This window comes from Dokdonella koreensis DS-123 (assembly GCF_001632775.1).
Taxonomy (GTDB): Bacteria; Pseudomonadota; Gammaproteobacteria; order Xanthomonadales; family Rhodanobacteraceae; genus Dokdonella; species Dokdonella koreensis.
Genome location: NZ_CP015249.1, coordinates 1,120,163 through 1,136,042, shown reverse-complemented (window position 1 = coordinate 1,136,042; position 15,880 = coordinate 1,120,163). Strand labels below are relative to the sequence as shown.

The following is a 15,880-nucleotide window of genomic DNA, read 5'->3' as shown; positions in this document are numbered from 1 at the left end:
GTCCGATGACCCCGATCAGCTTCGAGTTCTTCCCGCCCAAGACCGACGACCAGCGCAGCACGCTGGAGAAGACCGTCGCGCAGCTGCGGCCACGCGCGCCGCAGTACGTGTCGATGACCTTCGGCGCCGGCGGTTCCACCCTGAGCTACACGCTCGAAGCGGTGCGCGAGCTGCACGTGCGGCACGGGCTGGACGCCGCGCCGCATCTTTCGTGCATGGGCGGCACCCGGGCCGAGATCCGCGACCTGCTGCAGGCCTATCGGGCGCTCGGCGTGCGCCGTATCGTCGCGCTGCGCGGCGACCTGCCCTCGGGCATGGCCAGCTTCGGCGACCTGCGCTACGCCAGCGACCTGGTCGAGTTCATCCGCGCGGAAACCGGCGACCACTTCCACATCGAGGTGGCCTGCTATCCGGAGGTGCATCCCCAGGCGGCCGACGCGCATGCCGACCTCGCGCATTTCAAGCGCAAGATCCAGGCCGGTGCCGACGGTGCGATCACCCAGTACTTCTACAACCCCGACGGCTACTTCCGGTTCGTCGACGCCGCCCGCCGCCTCGGCGTCGATGCGCCGATCGTCCCCGGCATCATGCCGATCGCCAACTTCTCCCAGCTCAGGCGCTTCTCCGAGTTGTGCGGCGCGGAGATACCGCGCTGGCTGACGAAGCGCCTGGCGGCGTTCGGCGACGATGCCGACGCGATCCGCGAGTTCAGCGCCGACGTCGTCGCGGACCTGTGCCGCACCCTGCTCGAACGCGGCGCGCCGGGCCTGCATTTCTATACGCTCAACCGCGCCCGGCCGACCCTGGCGGTGCTCGAGCGGCTCGACCCCGCCCGCTGAAGGCCGACCGCGTGCCGGCGCGCCTGCTGATCGCGGCATCGCTGGCCCTACCCGTGGCGGCCGCGGCGCAGGAGCCGCCGGTCCATCGCTGCACCGGCGCCGGTGGGCAGACGGTGTTCACCGACCGGCGCTGCAGCGATCCGGCGCTCGGTACCGCGGTCCCGGCACTCCCCGAAACCACGACGGTGCCGCCCGGCGATTGCGCGGTGTCCGCCGACGACCTGCGCAAGCGCGTGACGCGCGCCTGGCAGGCCGGCAATCTGATCGATCTCAGCGGCGCCTTCCTCTGGGACGGCTACGGCGCCCAGGCCGCGCAGCGGCGGCTCGAGGCGCTGGCGGCGGGTCTGCGCGGGCCGCTGCAGGCCGTCGAGCTGGCGCCCGCCGCCCCTGGCGAATCGGCCTGGATCACGGTCCGCAGCGGCCCGCCGCCGGCGACGGTGCTGGCGTTCGAGGCGCGATCCGTGCACCGCTGCTGGTGGCTGATTCCCTAGCGCAGGCGGTGATTGGCGGGCACCGGACCGCCGCTGCCCTCGTCCGAGGCTGCCGCCCGCCACCCCGCTCGCGCCCCTGTCCCGCCGGCCGGTTGATGCCGAATCGGAAAGCTTCTTTTTCCTGCACCGGAACGGCCGTGGCAGCGGCACCGCTATCATGTCGAGGCGCACCTGCGCGCCGTTTCGTCATTGCCGAGGATCCCCGATGAGCGCCTCCTATCCCGAATTCGTCTGGCAGAACGGCGCGATCAAGCCGTGGGCCCAAGCCACGGTCCACATCATGGCCCATGCCCTGCACTACGGGTCCTCGGTCTTCGAGGGGATACGCAGCTATCCCACCCCCGACGGCCAGGCGATCTTCCGCCTGACCGATCACATCAAGCGCCTGTTCCAGTCGGCCAAGATCCACGACATCCAGATCCCGTACACGCTCGAGCAGCTCAATGCCGCCTGCCGCGAGGTCATCAAGGCGAACAAGCTCGAGCGCGCCTACCTGCGCCCGTTCGCGTTCCGCGGCCTGGGCGGCTTCGGTCTTTCCGCCGACACGCCGACGGAGGTCGCCGTGGCCTGCTGGAACATGGGCGCCTACCTGGGCGCCGACGTGCTCGAGAAGGGCATCGACGCCTGCGTGTCGAGCTGGCAGCGGTTCGCCCCCAATACGATCCCGGCCGGCGCCAAGGCCGGCGGCAACTACCTCTCCGGCCAGCTGGTGGCCCGCGAGGCGCGCCGGCTCGGCTTCGGCGAGGGCATCGCGCTGGCGTCCACCGGCCTGCTGAGCGAGGGTGCCGGCGAGAACCTGTTCCTGGCGTTCGACGGCGCGCTGCACACCACGCCGGTCAGCGCCGCGCTGCTCAACGGCATCACCCGCAACACGCTGATCACGCTGGCGCGCGAGGCCGGCATCGAGGTGGTCGAGCGCGACCTGCCGCGCGAGTACCTCTACCTGTGCGATGAGTTGTTCATGTGCGGCACGGCGGCGGAGATCACGCCGATCCGCTCGGTCGACGGCAAGCCGGTCGGCGACGGCAAGGTGGGCGCGCTGACCAAGCAGATGCAGAAGCTGTTCTTCGGGCTTTTCGACGGCAGCACGCCCGACCGCTGGGGCTGGCTGGAACCGGTCGGCTGAGGCTGGCCGCATCCCCGGCCTGACGCATCGCGGCGTCAGGCCCCCGACGACCGCCGGTCGAACTGCAGCACCGCGACGGCGCCCCCTTGCGGGCGCGGCGCCAGCGAGACCTTCCAGCCGTACAGCTCGCACAGGCGCAGCACGATGGCCAGGCCCAGCCCGGCGCCCTTGCCGCCGGCGTCGCCACGCACGCCGCGCTGGAACAGCCGCTGCGCGTCCTCGGCCTTGATCCCCGGACCGGTGTCCTCGACCGCGACCCGGCCGTGGCCGACGATCACGGTCACCTCGCCCTGCTGCGTGTACTTGAATGCGTTGCCGATCAGGTTGCCGAGCGCGACCGCGATCACCGAGGACGGCGCCGACACGACGATCGGCTCCTCGTTGACGACCGAGACCGTGACCGGCTTGCTGCCCAGGTGCGGCCGGTTGACGTCGACCACCTGCTCGACGACGCGGCCGACGTCGGTGGTCTCGCCGTTGGACGGGCCACGGCGCTCGCGCCGCGACAGCAGCAGCAAGGCGTCGGTCAGCTCGGTCGACTGCCGGACCGCGCGCTCGATCCGCTTCATCCGGTCGCGCGCCTTGTCCGGCAGGTCGGATGCGATCATCAGCTCGGTCGTCGTCGCGATCACCGCCAGCGGGGTGCGCAGCTCGTGGCTGACGTCGGCGTTGAACTCGCGGTCGCGCTCGACCAGGTCGGTCAGGCGATCGGCGTAGTCGTCCAGCGCGCGCGCCAGCTGCCCGACCTCGTCGTCGGCGAAATGCGGCGCCAGCGGCTCGCGCAGCCCGGTGCGCTGGAACCGGTCCAGACGTGCGGCCAGGTCGCTGACCGGGCTCATGACGCGCACCGAGAGCCAGCGGCCGATCAGCCAGGACAAGGCCAGGAAGCACGCCACCACGCCGGCCAGGACGACCAGGAGCTGCTGCGCGCTGAGCTTCTGCGCGCCGACGTCGAAGCGCAGGAACGCCCAGTATTCGTCGGACTTGTAGACCGCCAGCTTGTACGAGCGCAGCTTGCCGTCGCCGTCGAAATCCTCGATGTCGTACACGCCCGGGCCGTACTTCTGCGCGTCGAACGGCACGTTGGCGAACTTGCGCGCGCCGAAGATGTCGACGTCGAACAGCGAGATCTTGTAGGCGGCATCCGGCGACGGGTTGCGCCGCTTGAACTCGACGAAGTTGGCGACCTCGCGCAGCAGCGTCCGGTTGATGAGCTGGTCTTCCAGGCGCGCACGCATGTACAGGCTGGCGACGGCGAACAAGGCCGTCAGACCCAGGCCGAACAACGTGAACGAGATGATGATGCGGCTGCGGAGCCTACGCCGGTACCGCATCCGGATCGACCATGCGGTACCCGATGCCGTGCCGGGTCTGGATCAGCGGCTTTTCGAACGGCTTGTCGATCGCGACGCGCAGGCCGTGGATGTGCACGCGCAGCGAGTCGCTGTCGGGCAGTTCCTCGCCCCATACCCGGGTTTCCAGGTCCTGCCGCGTGACGACCGCGGGCGAGGCCTCCATCAGCGCCTGCAGCAGCTTCAGGCCGATGGGGTTGAGCTGGATCGACTTGCCTTCGCGGACGACGACCAGCGTGTCGAGGTTGAACGTCAGGTCGGCGACCTGCAGCAGGCGGCTCTTCGGGCCCTTGCCGCGCCGGCCGAGCACCTCGATGCGCGCCGACAGCTCCTGCAGCGCGAACGGCTTGACCATGTAGTCGTCGGCACCGGCGTCGAAGCCCGTCAGCTTGTTCTCGAGCGCGTCGCGCGCGGTCAGCATCAGGATCGGCGTCTGGCGGCGGGCATCCTGGCGGAGCTTCCTGCACACCTCCAGGCCGTCCATGCCGGGCAGCCCGATGTCCAGGACGATCACGTCGAAATCGTTGACGACGGCCAGATGCAGGCCGGTTACGCCATCACCGGCGAAATCGACGACATGGCCCTTGTCGGCGAGAAAATCGCCGACATTGGCCGCAATGTCGCTGTTGTCTTCAATGACGAGGATGCGCATGGCGGAAGAATAGCCGTAGCTCTGGACCGTGGATAGACCGCTGTGCCGCCGGAGAGTTTCGCGCGAGGGGACCGCGTTGCGGGAGCGTACGGCGGGCATAAAGAAATGGCCCAAGGAAGCGCTATTGGGGGAACGCGCTTCACTTGGGCCGAATATAGCTACTGCCCCGATTACCGTAATCGGCCTGTCACTGGGATGACCGGAGTGTCGAGCACGACTACAGTGCAGCGACTGTAAGCAGACGCGGCTTAAATGGCTGTTAAAGGCGCTTCAGTGAAGCGTTAATGTTCAGCCGGCGCTGCCGCGCAGCACCAGGAACGCGTCCGCGGTCAGGAGTTCGCTGCCGCGCATGAACTCGACGGTCGTCTCGATCGGCGTCCACGGCCGGCAGATCCGGGTCCCAGTGCGCGACTGGCACGGCACCTCGATCCGCGTCTCGACCAGGCGCGGCTCGTTGCCGCCGTCGGACACGAAGATCGGGCGGACCACGGCGCGCCGGTCCAGCAGTGCGCCTTCGCGCTCGAACTGCCACAGCTTGACCTCGCGGCGCGCCTGCACCGCCAACGGGCTGAACGGATCGCCCTTCACGACCTTGGAACCGAGCACGCGCCCCTGGTCCGTCAGGTGCAGCTCCAGCTCGACCGGCTGGAAACCCGCCGCAGCGGCATCGGCCGCGGTCAGGTCGGGGGCCGACCAGCCGCGCTCGACATAGGCGGTCGCATCGGCCGCCGCGCCGGACGGCAGCGGTGCTGATCCGCCGGTCGGCCAGACGGCCGGTGTCGCGGCGGCCACGACCGGCGGCGACGCCTCGGCGATGCCGGCCACCTGCGGGGCTTCGGCCACGTGCTCGTGCGATGCGGACACCGCCTCGGCAAGGGAATCGTGCGCCGGCGGTTCGAGCGCTTCCGGAACCGGCGGCAGCTCGTCGGCATCCGCGTCACCGGTGCTCAGGCGAAGATCGGGGGCGATCACGTCGAATGCCAGCGGACCGGCCACCAGCCTGGCACCTTCGATCTGTACCGGGCGGATCGGCAGCGGCCGTGCGGCAACCGCCTCGATGGCTTCAGCGCCACTCCCCGACCGGCCACGATCGACGGCCGTCACGATGACGGCGAGCAGCGCCGCCACGGCGATGCCCTGGAACAACGACGGCCGCCCACCCTGCTGATGGCAGTCGGCCTCATGGTTGTGGATGCCCACGATCCGGCGAACCCGGTCCAGCAGGTGGCCGCCGGTGGCCGCCATCGCCAGGCGGGCCGGCTGCTGCCGCCACTCCTCCAGCTCGGCCAGCGTCCTCGCGTAGAGGTAGGGCTCGTGCCGGGTCGTACGCAGGACCAGGCTGTCACAGCACAGCTCGCGATCGTTGCGGACCTCCTGCGAGATCCAGTGGACGACCGGGTGGTAGAACAGCAGCGTCTCGACCAGCGCCTGGACCAGGTTGGCCAGGTGGTCGAGCCGGCGCAGGTGGCCGACTTCATGGGCCAGGATCAGTTCGAGCTGCTGCCGCGGGAAGCGCAGGACCAGCGCTGCCGGCAGCAGCACCACCGGCCGGAACCAGCCGACCAGGGTGGGCGTGTCGATGCGATCGGTCACCCGGACGCGCAGGCTGCGCAGGTAGCCCAGCCGGTCGGCGAGCAGCCTCGCCATGCGCTGCAGCTCCGGGTCGAGGATCGCGTGCAGGCGGACGATGCGATTGAGCGACCGCCACTGGTGCACGGTCCGCAGCACCATCAGCAGAACCCCGGCCAGCCACAGCGCCACCAGCCAGGTCAGCGAATAGGCCGAGAGCCCCGGATGCGCCACCTGCAGGCCGGCGGCCGGTCCGGCGACGGGGCCGACGACCGCCGCCATCAACGGCAGCGGTGCCAGCGTGGCCGGCTGGGTGTTCAGGAGAAAAAGACAGGTAGCGATCGGACACAGCGCCAGCAACACGATCGCGACCATGCCGCAGGCGTAGCGCAGCTCCGGATTGGACGCCGGCACGAACCGCCTCACGCCGAGATAGCCCACACCGATCAGCGCGCCCTGCCACAGGAAGTGCAGCAGCGACAAGCCGAGCGCGTGGACCGGCATGAGCCAGTCGGCCTGCGTCAACGCGTTCACCGTGAGCGACGCTCCATCTGGTCGAGCAGCGCGCGGATTTCGTCCAGTTCCTCACGGGTCGCCCGGGGCTTGCCGCCCAGCGCCTGCAGGACGAGCTGCGAGGACGAACCGTCGAATACGCGCTGCACGATATCGCTGAGGAACCGCTTCTGGGTGCGCTGCTTGTCGACCGCTGCGCGGTAGACATGAGCCCGCTGCGAATCGTCACGATCGACCAGGCCCTTGACGTGCATGATCTGCAGCAGCTTCAGCGCGGTGGTATAGCCGACACCGTCCTCGCCGTGAAGCGCCTCATGGACATCGCGGACCGTACTGGGCCCGTGGTCCCAAAGCATCCCGAGGATGCTGAGCTCCGCTTCGGTAGGTTTCGGTGGATCAAGACGTTTTCGCACGCAACGGATCCTTCGGTTGACAACGCGACAGCTATCCGATCACCCGGGGATCGTGCCCCGGGGCCCCGATCATAGCCCCATCATGGCCTTGCAGGCCATCCATGCCCCCGCCGGGTGCCGGCGACGCATGGACCGCCTTCCAAAGCCCGTGTCTCACGCGGCCGGCTGCGGGATCCCCGCGGACCCGCAGACGGCCGTTCACGCTCCCTGCCCCGGCCAGTGCCCGCCGCTTCCGAAGCCGGAACGCCCGGAAGCGGCCAGGGGGGACCGGCCGAAGGCCGGCGATCCGATCACGGACCGCCGATGCGGTCCTTGTTCTGCAGGCCCGAGGTCTGCCGGCGGTAGGCCTCCTGCGAGGCATCGCGAGCCGCGGCGATTTCCCGCTTGGTCTGGCAGACCTTTTCCTTGCGGTTGGAGCCGGCGATCTTGCGGAACTCGCAGACCAGACGCTGATCGTCGTAACCGACGAGGATCGAATTGGCTTCCTCCTGCGCATTCATCAGGTCGACCTTCTCCTGGTCGTTCAGCGCGTCGACCGAACCACGGCGCGTGAGCAGCTTGGCGATGAAGTCCAGCTGCGCGTCGACCTTCTGGCGATTGGAGCTGCTGATCCCTTCGTAGCGACCGCCCTTCTCCATTTCCTTGCGCACGCCCTGGGCCTGCTCGGCGAACGCTTCCGGCGTCGTGGCCGTGATGGCCGTCTCGCCGCTTTCCCGTGCGGCCAATGCCGGCAGGGAGGTCAACAACATGGCCGCCAGCGCCACGGAGCACATCGATCGAACTCGGAACAGCATGGAAACCCTCCTAGGAAAAATTCTCTAACGGGAAAATACGAACGACGAACTCGGGGTGCCCGCGCACGGGCCGGCCTGAACGCTGTCCCGTCATACGATCAGGTGCCTGGTCGCCCGACACGCAACGCGGTCTACGGCACACCGCGCGGAGCCCCGGTTCGGGCGATGCCATCCTAGGATTCCGTCTTGCGGGTGTCAACGACAATCTTCGTAGTTCTGTCAAGCCCGCCGTGGTCTCGTCCGGCGACGAGGAAGCGGCCCGACGCTGGCCTCGATGTGACGAATGACACTTGCTGCCACGTCGACACCGGTCGCCGCCTCGATGCCTTCCAGGCCGGGAGAGGCGTTGACCTCGAGCACCAGCGGACCGCGCTGCGAACGCAGCAGGTCCACGCCGGCGACATGCAGGCCGATCGCCCGCGCCGCCTTGACGGCGATGCGCTTCTCGGCCGCCGAAAGCACGACCGCGGTGGCCTTCCCGCCGCGGTGCAGATTCGCACGAAACTCCCCCTCGGGTGCCTGGCGCTGCATCGCGGCGACGATCTTGCCGCCGACGACGAAGCAGCGCAGGTCCGCGCCACCGGCCTCGGCGATGAACTCCTGCACCAGGAAGTTGGCGTAGAGCCCCCTGAATGCCTCGATGACACCCTGGGCGGCCGAACGCTTCTCGGCCAGCAGCACGCCCTGGCCCTGCGCGCCCTCGTTGAGCTTGATGACGTGCGGCGGGCTGCCGAGCATCGCCAGCAGGTCGGCGGTGTCGTCGGGGTTGTCACCGAACACCGTCGTCGGCAGGCCGATCTCCTCGCGCGCCAGCAATTGCAGCGAGCGCAGCTTGTCGCGCGCACGAAGGATCGCATCGGAGCCGTTGAGCGCATGCACGCCCATCATCTCGAACTGCCGCACCACGGCGGTTCCATAGAATGCGATCGAAGCGCCGATGCGCGGGATGACCGCATCGAAGCCGCCCAGCACCCGGCCCTTGTAGTGCATCTCGAATGCACCGGGCGCGATGCGCAGGTAGCAGCGCAGCGGGTCCAGCACGCGCGCTTGATGGCCACGCGCGCGCGCCGCCTCGACCAGGCGGATCGTCGAATACAGGGACGCATTGCGCGAAAGGATCGCGATCTTCATCGACGCAGGCTCGGGGCGATCCGTGGCGTTCTGGGGCGGAGAGTGGAACGGGGAATCCGGCGTCCGGAACCGCCGGAGCCGGGCCACGCTTCCCATAGCCCGAGCGGCGCTTGGGGAGTGGGTGAGCTAGTCTAGCGCGCGGATCCGCGACCGAACAACGCGCACGAGAACGAAGCGCCCGACCGCTCGGGCACGCATCCGCAGCGCCAGGCCGCGTCCCGGCCCGGCGGGTACCGGGACGGCGCGTGACAGGACGCCTCGTACCGCGCCGGTGAAGCGGCGCGATGCGGGCATACCCCGGACATCCAGCGGACGACTTCGAGAACCGCCCGGGTCACGGCCGTTCCGGTAGCCATTCCACTGGCCGTGCGCCACCGCCGATCCGGGGCGCCTCGTCGCTCATTGCGCGGATCCCGGCCGGGGCTCGCCGCTTCGACCGGCGCCCAACGGCCTGTCCCACCGCAGGGCACCACCCCGACACCGGCCGCGAATGCCCCGCCCCTCGGGTCACGGTGTGGGACTTTGCAGCCATCCCCCTCCAACGACAGTGGCATCGCGGCGTCCCCCGATGGTAGATACCGTTCGTTCCCGGCGGACCAGCGGCATGCACGGCCATGCTCACGCGACACCCCAGATGATGCGCGCGACGGCGATCCTCCGACGACTCGCCGGCGTGCTGCTGCTCGCCCACGCCCTGCTCGCGCACGCGGCGGCCGACGAGGCCCCGGGCCATGCGCCGTATCGCAGCTACGGTCCCGCCGACGGACTGCCGTCGGTCTACATCCAGGCCCTGCTGCAGGATCGCGAAGGCTTCGTCTGGGTCGGTACCGACAACGGCCTGTACCGCTACGACGGCCAACGATTCCAGGGCTTCGGCCTGCGCGACGGCCTGCGCTCGGCCTCGATCGTGCACCTGCTCGAGGACCGCGACGGCACGCTGTGGGTCGGCACCCGCGGCGGCCTGCACCGGTGGAACGGCGAGGAATTCATCGCGGGCACGGCCGAGCAGGGCCTGCCCGAGGCGGCGATCCGGGCGCTGGCGGAGAACGCGGACGGCGTATGGGCCGCCACCGGCACCGCAGGCCAGGGACCGGTCGTGCGCGATGCCACCGGACGCTTCGCACCCCTGCCCGACTGGCCCGGCGGTACGGCGACCGCGGTGGCCGGCGAAGCGGGCGGGCGGCACCTGTGGGTCGGCGTGTGGGATGGATCGCGCGCCTACGTGCTGCGCCGGGAGACCGGGCAATGGCAGCGCATGGACCTTCCGGCCGAGAGCGATCACGAGCGCATCGACGATCTGTTCGAAGACGGCCAGGGCCGCCTGTGGGTGCGCCACCCGAACGGCCTTTCGATGAAGCCGCGCGAGGGCCGGTTCGCGACGGTCGCCACGCCGCTTCCGGTCGCTGCCCCGTTCGGCGCCCTGCTGCCCGATGCACGCGGTGGGCTCTGGGTGCCGACCGAGGCCGGCCTGCTGCATCACGACGGCGACCGCTGGATGCACGTGCAGGGCCCGGCGAACCTGTCCGCGCAGTGGTGCCGCACAGCCCTCGTGGATCGCGAAGGTTCGCTCTGGTGGGGATCCGCGGGTCTGCACCGGCGTCTGGGCGGCGGTGCGTGGAGCGCATACACCGCGCGTGAAGGCCTGCCCGGCGACGTCGTCTGGGCCGTGCTGCGCGACCGTACGCAGCGCCTGTGGGTGGCGACGAACTCCGGTGCCGCCGAGCTCACCGCGACCGGCTTCCGGCGGGTGCCGGGCACCGAAGGCAAGGACCTGCGCGCGATCGCGCAGGTGTCCGACGAGCGATTGCTGCTGGCGGGGCGCATCGGCGCGGAAGTGCTCGCGCTCGACCTGCGCGACGGCACGCTGACGGCATTGCCGTTGGCCGGCATCGATCCGTCGGCGCGGGTGCTGCGTCTGCAGAGGGATCATGCCGAGGCGCTCTGGGCCGCGACTTCGGACGGGCTTTACCGCGCCGACGACGCCGCACGGCCGCAGTTCGCGCGCGTCGCCCGAACCGCCCCGATCCCCGAGGGCCCGGTCCCCGAGGGCCCGATCGTCGACGTGCGCGCGGACGCGGCCGGCCGCCTCTGGGTCGCCGGCCGGCTCGGACTGTGGGTGCGCGACGGCGGCCGCTGGTCGCGTTTCGGCAGCGCCGACGGCCTGCGCCGCGACTTCGTTTCGCACGTGCTGCCGACCTCGTCCGGCGAGCTCTTCGTCGGCTACGGCGATCCGCTCGGCGTCGCGCGTGCGCGCTATACGGAAGGCCGCCTGCAGGTGCTGCGCCACCACGACAGCGAGAGCGGCAGTGCCGACGCCGTCTACCTGGTCGGCGAGGATGCCGCGCAGCGCTACTGGCTGGGCGGGCCACAAGGCGTCGATCTGCTCACGACGGGATCGCACCGCCATTTCGGGCTGGCCGACGGACTCCTCGGCGAGGACGTCGCGAGCGGCGCCTTCCTCGCCGAGGCCGACGGCCGGGTATGGATCGGCACCAGCGCCGGCCTCGCGCGCTTCGACGGCGATGCGTACGACCATGCGCCCGTCCCGCCGCCGCCGAACGTCGCACTGATGGACGTGCGCCTCGGATCGCGCCGCTGGCTCGCCGGCCAGCCCGAGCCGTGGGTTCCGTACGACCAGAACGTCCTCGAAGCGCGGCTGGCCGGGCTCAGCTACGTCGCCGGGCGAGCGCTCGAGTACCGCGTCCGTCTGGCCGGCCTCGAGCACGAGGCGCACGTCGCGACCAGCCCGAACCTGCGCTTCTCGGAACTGGCGCCCGGCACGTACCGTCTCGAAGCCGCCGCGCGCACCGGGCCCGACGCGGACTGGGGACCGATGTCGGCATTGGCGTTCGAGGTGCGGCCGGCGTGGTGGCAGACGCCGGTGTTCCGCGCCGCCGTCGCGCTCGCCGCCGCCCTGCTCCTGTTGCAGGTGCTGCAGTGGCGCACCGCACTCCTGCGCCGTCGCAATCGCCAGCTCGACGCGCAAGTCGGCGAGCGCACGGCGGCGCTGCAGGTGGCGGTCGAACGCCTGCGCGACGAAGTCGGCCAGCGCGCCGCGGCGGAGACGGCCCTGGCGGCGGCGAACGCCGAAGAGCGCCGCCGCACCGAGCGCTTCAGCCTGATCGCGCACATCGCATCGATTCTCTCGTCGAATCTCGACGCGGACGCGCTGGTGCACCACGCCGCATCGTCGCTGCTGGAGATGCTCGGCTGCGAGCAGGTGGACATTGCGCTCGCCGGCGGCTCCGGGCGCATTCGCCCTGCCGCTGCCGCCGCCGTCGCGGCCTCGGCCTATACGCTCGACGTGCCGATCCTGCTCGGCGAGGAACGGCTCGGCGCGATCCGCGCCGGCGGTTCGCGTCCGTTCGACGACCTCGACGTCAGCAGCCTCGCGATCGTCGCCGACTGTCTCGCGGTCGCGATCGAGAACGCGCGCCTGTTCGGTCGCGCGCAGGAAGTGGCGATCGTCGCGGAGCGCCAGCGCGTCGCGCACGACCTGCACGACAACGTGATGCAGATCCTCGCGTCGATCCGCATGCGCGCGCAGACGCTCGCGCGGCAGAGCCGCGGCCAGTCCGAGACGTCGACGCGGCACGCCGATCGGCTCGCCGAGCTCGCGCGCATCGCCGTCGCCGAGATGCGCACCTACGTCGAGCAGCTGCGCCCCGATGCGTCCATCCCGGTCGCGCCCGACGACAGCACCGCCTACCTGCACGACCGCTCGCTGCCGAACGCCGTGCAGCGCCTGCTGGCGACGGCGGTACCCGACGGCATGCGCGTCGTCTGCGACTTCGCGCAGTTCCCGCCGCAGGCGTTCGAGCACGAGGAAGCGCTGTTCCGCGTCTGCCAGGAAGCGGTATCGAACGCGGTGCGCCATTCGGGGGCGACCACGCTCGAAGTCAGCGGACGCATCGAGGCGTCCGTCGCGCGGATTCGTGTCAGCGACGACGGCTGCGGCCTGCTCGACGGCGCGCCGGGGCGAGGTATCGGCCTGGAGAGCATGCGCCGGCGCATTGCCGCGCTCGGCGGCCACGTGCGGATCGGCGCGGGCGCGACCTGCGGAACGGAGGTCGAAGCGGCACTGCCGCGTGCGGATCGCGCCGTGCTCGATGCGTGACCGCGCTGTCGCGATCGCGCATCGGGCGCGTCAGTGGCCGTCGTCCGGGCGCAGCCCGCGCGCGTGCAAGGCGGCCTGCAGCCGGTCGGTCGCCCCGATCTTCGGAAAAAGCTGGCGCAGATAGCCCTTCACCGTGCCCTCGGTGATGCCGAGCGCCAGCGCGATGCGCTTGTTGCTGAGGCCCTGGCCGAGCAGGTCGAGCACCTGGCGTTCGCGCTGCGTCAGCGCATCGTCGTCCCGCGCGCCACGGCGCAGCAGCTTGAGCAGGCGCGTCTGCACGGGCCGGTGGATCCAGCTCTCGCCGGCGGCCACGTGCCGGATCGCGGCGAGGATCTCGTCACGGCTCGCATCCTTGAGCAGGAACCCGTGCGCACCGGCGCTCAGCACGGCGTGCACCTCGTTGTCCTCGAAGAAGCTGGTCAGGATCACGATCCGGAGACCGGGCTTGGCGGCCAGCAGGGCGCGCACCGCATCGGGCGCCGGCAGGCCCGGCATGCGCAGGTCGAGCACGACCACGTCGACGGCCTGCCTGCCGACGAACGCCAGCGCCGCCTGCGCCGAATCGGTTTCGCCGGCCACGACGATGTCGGCCTCCTCCTCGAACAGCGAGACGAGGCCTTCGCGGACGATGGCGTGATCGTCCACCAGCAGCAGGCGCGCCTGCCGCGTCGGCGCACCGTCGGTATCGGCGACCGCCGGCGGCGGCGAATCTTGAGCAGTCAGAACGAGATCCTCCACACGCACGGCGCGACCCGACACGCAGTATAGGCCGGTGCAGGCGCCTCACACCCCTGTCTTCGGAGGGGGAGAACCGGATCGTTCGGAGCGGATCGTCCCCCTCCAAGGAGTACCGCTGGCCGCCTCCGCTGACAGATGGTCGATTCGCGCCGGCGAACCTAGCCTCTCGAGGGATCGCTGCACGACGTGCATGCGACACCTCCATTCCAGCACAGGACCTATCATGCGAACCCTTCATCTCGCCGGCGCCATCTGCGCCGTCCTCGTGGCCGGCTCGACGCTTGCCGCCTCCCCGTTCAAGCCGGTCGACCGCCGCATCAACGATGCGGCCCTGGATTCGATCCAGACGTTCGCCGGCACGCGGCCGTTCGTGAAGACCACCCACAGCGAGCCCACGATCGCCGAGTTCGGCGCATCGCTCGTCTCCGTGTTCCGTACCGCCGGCGCCGAGATCGACACCAACGCGCAAGGCCAGCTGTACTTCAAGAGCAACCGCCGGCTCGCCTATTCGCACTCGCAGGACGGCGGGCGCAGCTGGCGCAGCGACTATCTGCCGCCCCTGCCCGGCAGCACCACGACGCTCGGCTACGGCATGGTCGCCGCCGACCGGGCCGGCCGGTTCTATGCGAGCGCCCTCGGCGTCGATGCCGACGGACGCATGGCCGTGACGCTGAATCGCTCCGTCGACGGCGGGCGGCGGTTCGCGACCGCGGTGCCGGTCGATTCGGCCGGCCGGCCGGACCGGCCCTGGCTCGCCATCGGTCCGGCGCCCGGCCCGCGCCTGCGCGACAACGTCTACCTGAGCTGGATCAGCTTCGACGACAGCGTCGGCTCGAGCGTGCTGCGCTTCGCGCGATCGACCGACGGCGGCAGCACGTTCACGACGAAGACGCTGTTCGCGCCGGAGCTGGACCCCGACCCGAACCATCCGCAGAACGTGGTGCAGTTCCCGACGGTCGCGGTCGATCCGTACAACGGCCGCATCTACATCGCGTTCCTGCAGTTCGGCTGGGTCTCGAACGACTACGTGCGCATCATGACGTCGGACGACGGCGGCGAGACGTTCCGTTCGCTCGCGTTCAACCGCCCCGGCGCGCCGTCGCCGGAGGTGATCCCGGTCGTGCAGCCCGGCACCACCACCGAATGCGGCGCCGTGCGCTTCGATGTTCCCGGCAGCCCGCCGCAGTTCGCGGCGAACACGGTCCTGACCCTGCACAGCGGCCCGGACATCGGCAACTCCACCAACGGTGTCCCGCGCTACGTGAACGCCACGCGCATCAACCTGCAGCCGATGCTCGCCGTGTCCAAGGGCGTGATCCACATGGTGTGGTCGAACTCGACCAGCGAGGTGTTCGGCGAACCGACCTCCGGTGCGGACGTGCTCTACATGCGATCGGACAACAACGGCGCGACCTGGAGCGAGCCGGAGGCCGTCAACGCCGGTGCCGGCGGCACCGGTCGCAGCGTGACGCCGGCGATCGCGATCGGCGCGTTCGGCGCCGAGGCCGCGCTGCCGCTCCTGCCCTCGCCGCGCAATGTCCACATCACCTACTACACGCAGGAGCCGGACGGCACGCTCAGCTTCAACCTCGCCCAGTCACGCGACCGCGGCCACAGCTTCCCGGATGCGAGGAAGCGCCGGCTCAACGCCAAGCCGATCGCGCTCGCGCCGACCAACATCCCGCTCCCGACCGCCGCCAACCCGTACCAGACGACGAACTACGATCGCCTGGTGACGCAGTGCTCGTCGCTGGGCGAGTACACCGGCATCAGCGTGGGTGCCGGTGTCGTGCACGCCGTCTGGGGCGATTCGAGCGCGACGATCCAGCAGCCGGTCGATCCGCTCGATCCGATCTCGGGCCAGACCCACGCCAAGGAGAACGTGCACTTCATCGGCCAGGTGGCGATCTTCTGACGGGCTGCCGGGAAACAGCCTGCCAGTGCGATCCAGGGAGGGATCGCGCGCGGGTCGACGGCACGAGCCGTCGACCCGCGCCACCGGTGGCGCGGCGTTGTCGCGACCCTGTGCGGTGAGAAAGGGCAGGATCGTCCGTTCTCGACGATATACCCAGAGGGCGGCACGGCGCGCATCGCCCTGCCGCCGTCGTCCGGAAGGCCACACCCGGGCTGCGCGGCGGCCCGGGT

12 protein-coding genes are annotated in these 15,880 nt (G+C 70.4%); 5 read left to right on the top strand and 7 right to left on the bottom strand.

All coding sequences use genetic code 11. The features are described from left to right. The first annotated feature begins 5 nt into the window (after positions 1 to 5). From metF to I596_RS04390, 3 genes are all read left to right on the top strand, one after another. Entirely contained in the window at positions 6 to 839 is an 834-nt protein-coding gene (metF, locus tag I596_RS04400; protein WP_067644743.1) for a methylenetetrahydrofolate reductase [NAD(P)H], read from the top strand. Between the two features lie 11 nt (positions 840 to 850). Continuing rightward, positions 851 to 1,330 (top strand): DUF4124 domain-containing protein, encoded by a 480-nt coding sequence (locus tag I596_RS04395; RefSeq protein ID WP_067644740.1) that lies wholly within the window; start codon positions 851 to 853, stop codon positions 1,328 to 1,330. 205 nt (positions 1,331 to 1,535) lie between these two features. Continuing rightward, positions 1,536 to 2,456, top strand: coding sequence for a branched-chain amino acid transaminase (locus tag I596_RS04390; protein WP_067644738.1), 921 nt, complete (start codon positions 1,536 to 1,538; stop codon positions 2,454 to 2,456). Between the two features lie 35 nt (positions 2,457 to 2,491). On the opposite strand, the gene I596_RS04385 is transcribed toward I596_RS04390, so the two are convergent. From I596_RS04385 to rimK, 6 genes are all read right to left on the bottom strand, one after another. Beyond that, positions 2,492 to 3,790: a sensor histidine kinase gene (locus I596_RS04385; RefSeq protein ID WP_067644735.1), complete on the bottom strand. Its 1,299-nt coding sequence runs from the start codon at positions 3,788 to 3,790 to the stop codon at positions 2,492 to 2,494. Next, complete coding sequence (locus I596_RS04380; protein WP_067644732.1) at positions 3,774 to 4,460, bottom strand: response regulator transcription factor; 687 nt, start codon at positions 4,458 to 4,460, stop codon at positions 3,774 to 3,776. Before I596_RS04380 ends, I596_RS04385 begins: the two co-directional genes overlap by 17 nt. Before the next feature lie 288 nt (positions 4,461 to 4,748). Next, positions 4,749 to 6,563 carry a M56 family metallopeptidase gene (locus I596_RS04375; protein WP_067644729.1) on the bottom strand — a complete coding sequence of 605 codons (1,815 nt, stop codon included), beginning with the start codon at positions 6,561 to 6,563 and terminating at the stop codon, positions 4,749 to 4,751. Beyond that, a complete protein-coding gene (locus I596_RS04370; protein ID WP_223303915.1) occupies positions 6,560 to 6,955 on the bottom strand; it encodes a BlaI/MecI/CopY family transcriptional regulator in 396 nt (131 codons plus the stop codon). Before I596_RS04370 ends, I596_RS04375 begins: the two co-directional genes overlap by 4 nt. Positions 6,956 to 7,245: 290 nt before the next feature. Then, positions 7,246 to 7,719, bottom strand: a complete 474-nt coding sequence (locus I596_RS04365) for a hypothetical protein (protein ID WP_150132008.1) — start codon at positions 7,717 to 7,719, stop codon at positions 7,246 to 7,248. Positions 7,720 to 7,968: 249 nt separating this feature from the next. Then, positions 7,969 to 8,880 carry a 30S ribosomal protein S6--L-glutamate ligase gene (rimK, locus tag I596_RS04360; RefSeq protein ID WP_067644719.1) on the bottom strand — a complete coding sequence of 304 codons (912 nt, stop codon included), beginning with the start codon at positions 8,878 to 8,880 and terminating at the stop codon, positions 7,969 to 7,971. Positions 8,881 to 9,484: 604 nt separating this feature from the next. On the opposite strand from rimK, the gene I596_RS04355 reads away from it, so the two are divergent. Then, positions 9,485 to 12,997 carry a sensor histidine kinase gene (locus I596_RS04355; protein WP_190278983.1) on the top strand — a complete coding sequence of 1,171 codons (3,513 nt, stop codon included), beginning with the start codon at positions 9,485 to 9,487 and terminating at the stop codon, positions 12,995 to 12,997. A gap of 30 nt (positions 12,998 to 13,027) precedes the next feature. Here I596_RS04355 and I596_RS04350 read toward each other — a convergent pair whose 3' ends face one another. Beyond that, positions 13,028 to 13,756 carry a response regulator gene (locus I596_RS04350; protein WP_083965365.1) on the bottom strand — a complete coding sequence of 243 codons (729 nt, stop codon included), beginning with the start codon at positions 13,754 to 13,756 and terminating at the stop codon, positions 13,028 to 13,030. 202 nt (positions 13,757 to 13,958) lie between these two features. Between I596_RS04350 and I596_RS04345 the strand changes: the two genes are divergently transcribed. Further along, positions 13,959 to 15,650, top strand: coding sequence for a sialidase family protein (locus I596_RS04345; protein ID WP_067644713.1), 1,692 nt, complete (start codon positions 13,959 to 13,961; stop codon positions 15,648 to 15,650). Positions 15,651 to 15,880 lie beyond the last annotated feature (230 nt).

Coding starts and splice junctions, on each gene's coding strand:
- metF (WP_067644743.1), top strand. CDS start 6: ATGACCCCGATCAGCTTCGAGTTCTTCCCGCCCAAGACCGACGACCAG.
- I596_RS04380 (WP_067644732.1), bottom strand. CDS start 4,460: ATGCGCATCCTCGTCATTGAAGACAACAGCGACATTGCGGCCAATGTC.
- I596_RS04345 (WP_067644713.1), top strand. CDS start 13,959: ATGCGAACCCTTCATCTCGCCGGCGCCATCTGCGCCGTCCTCGTGGCC.
- I596_RS04385 (WP_067644735.1), bottom strand. CDS start 3,790: ATGCGGTACCGGCGTAGGCTCCGCAGCCGCATCATCATCTCGTTCACG.
- I596_RS04390 (WP_067644738.1), top strand. CDS start 1,536: ATGAGCGCCTCCTATCCCGAATTCGTCTGGCAGAACGGCGCGATCAAG.
- rimK (WP_067644719.1), bottom strand. CDS start 8,880: ATGAAGATCGCGATCCTTTCGCGCAATGCGTCCCTGTATTCGACGATC.
- I596_RS04355 (WP_190278983.1), top strand. CDS start 9,485: ATGCACGGCCATGCTCACGCGACACCCCAGATGATGCGCGCGACGGCG.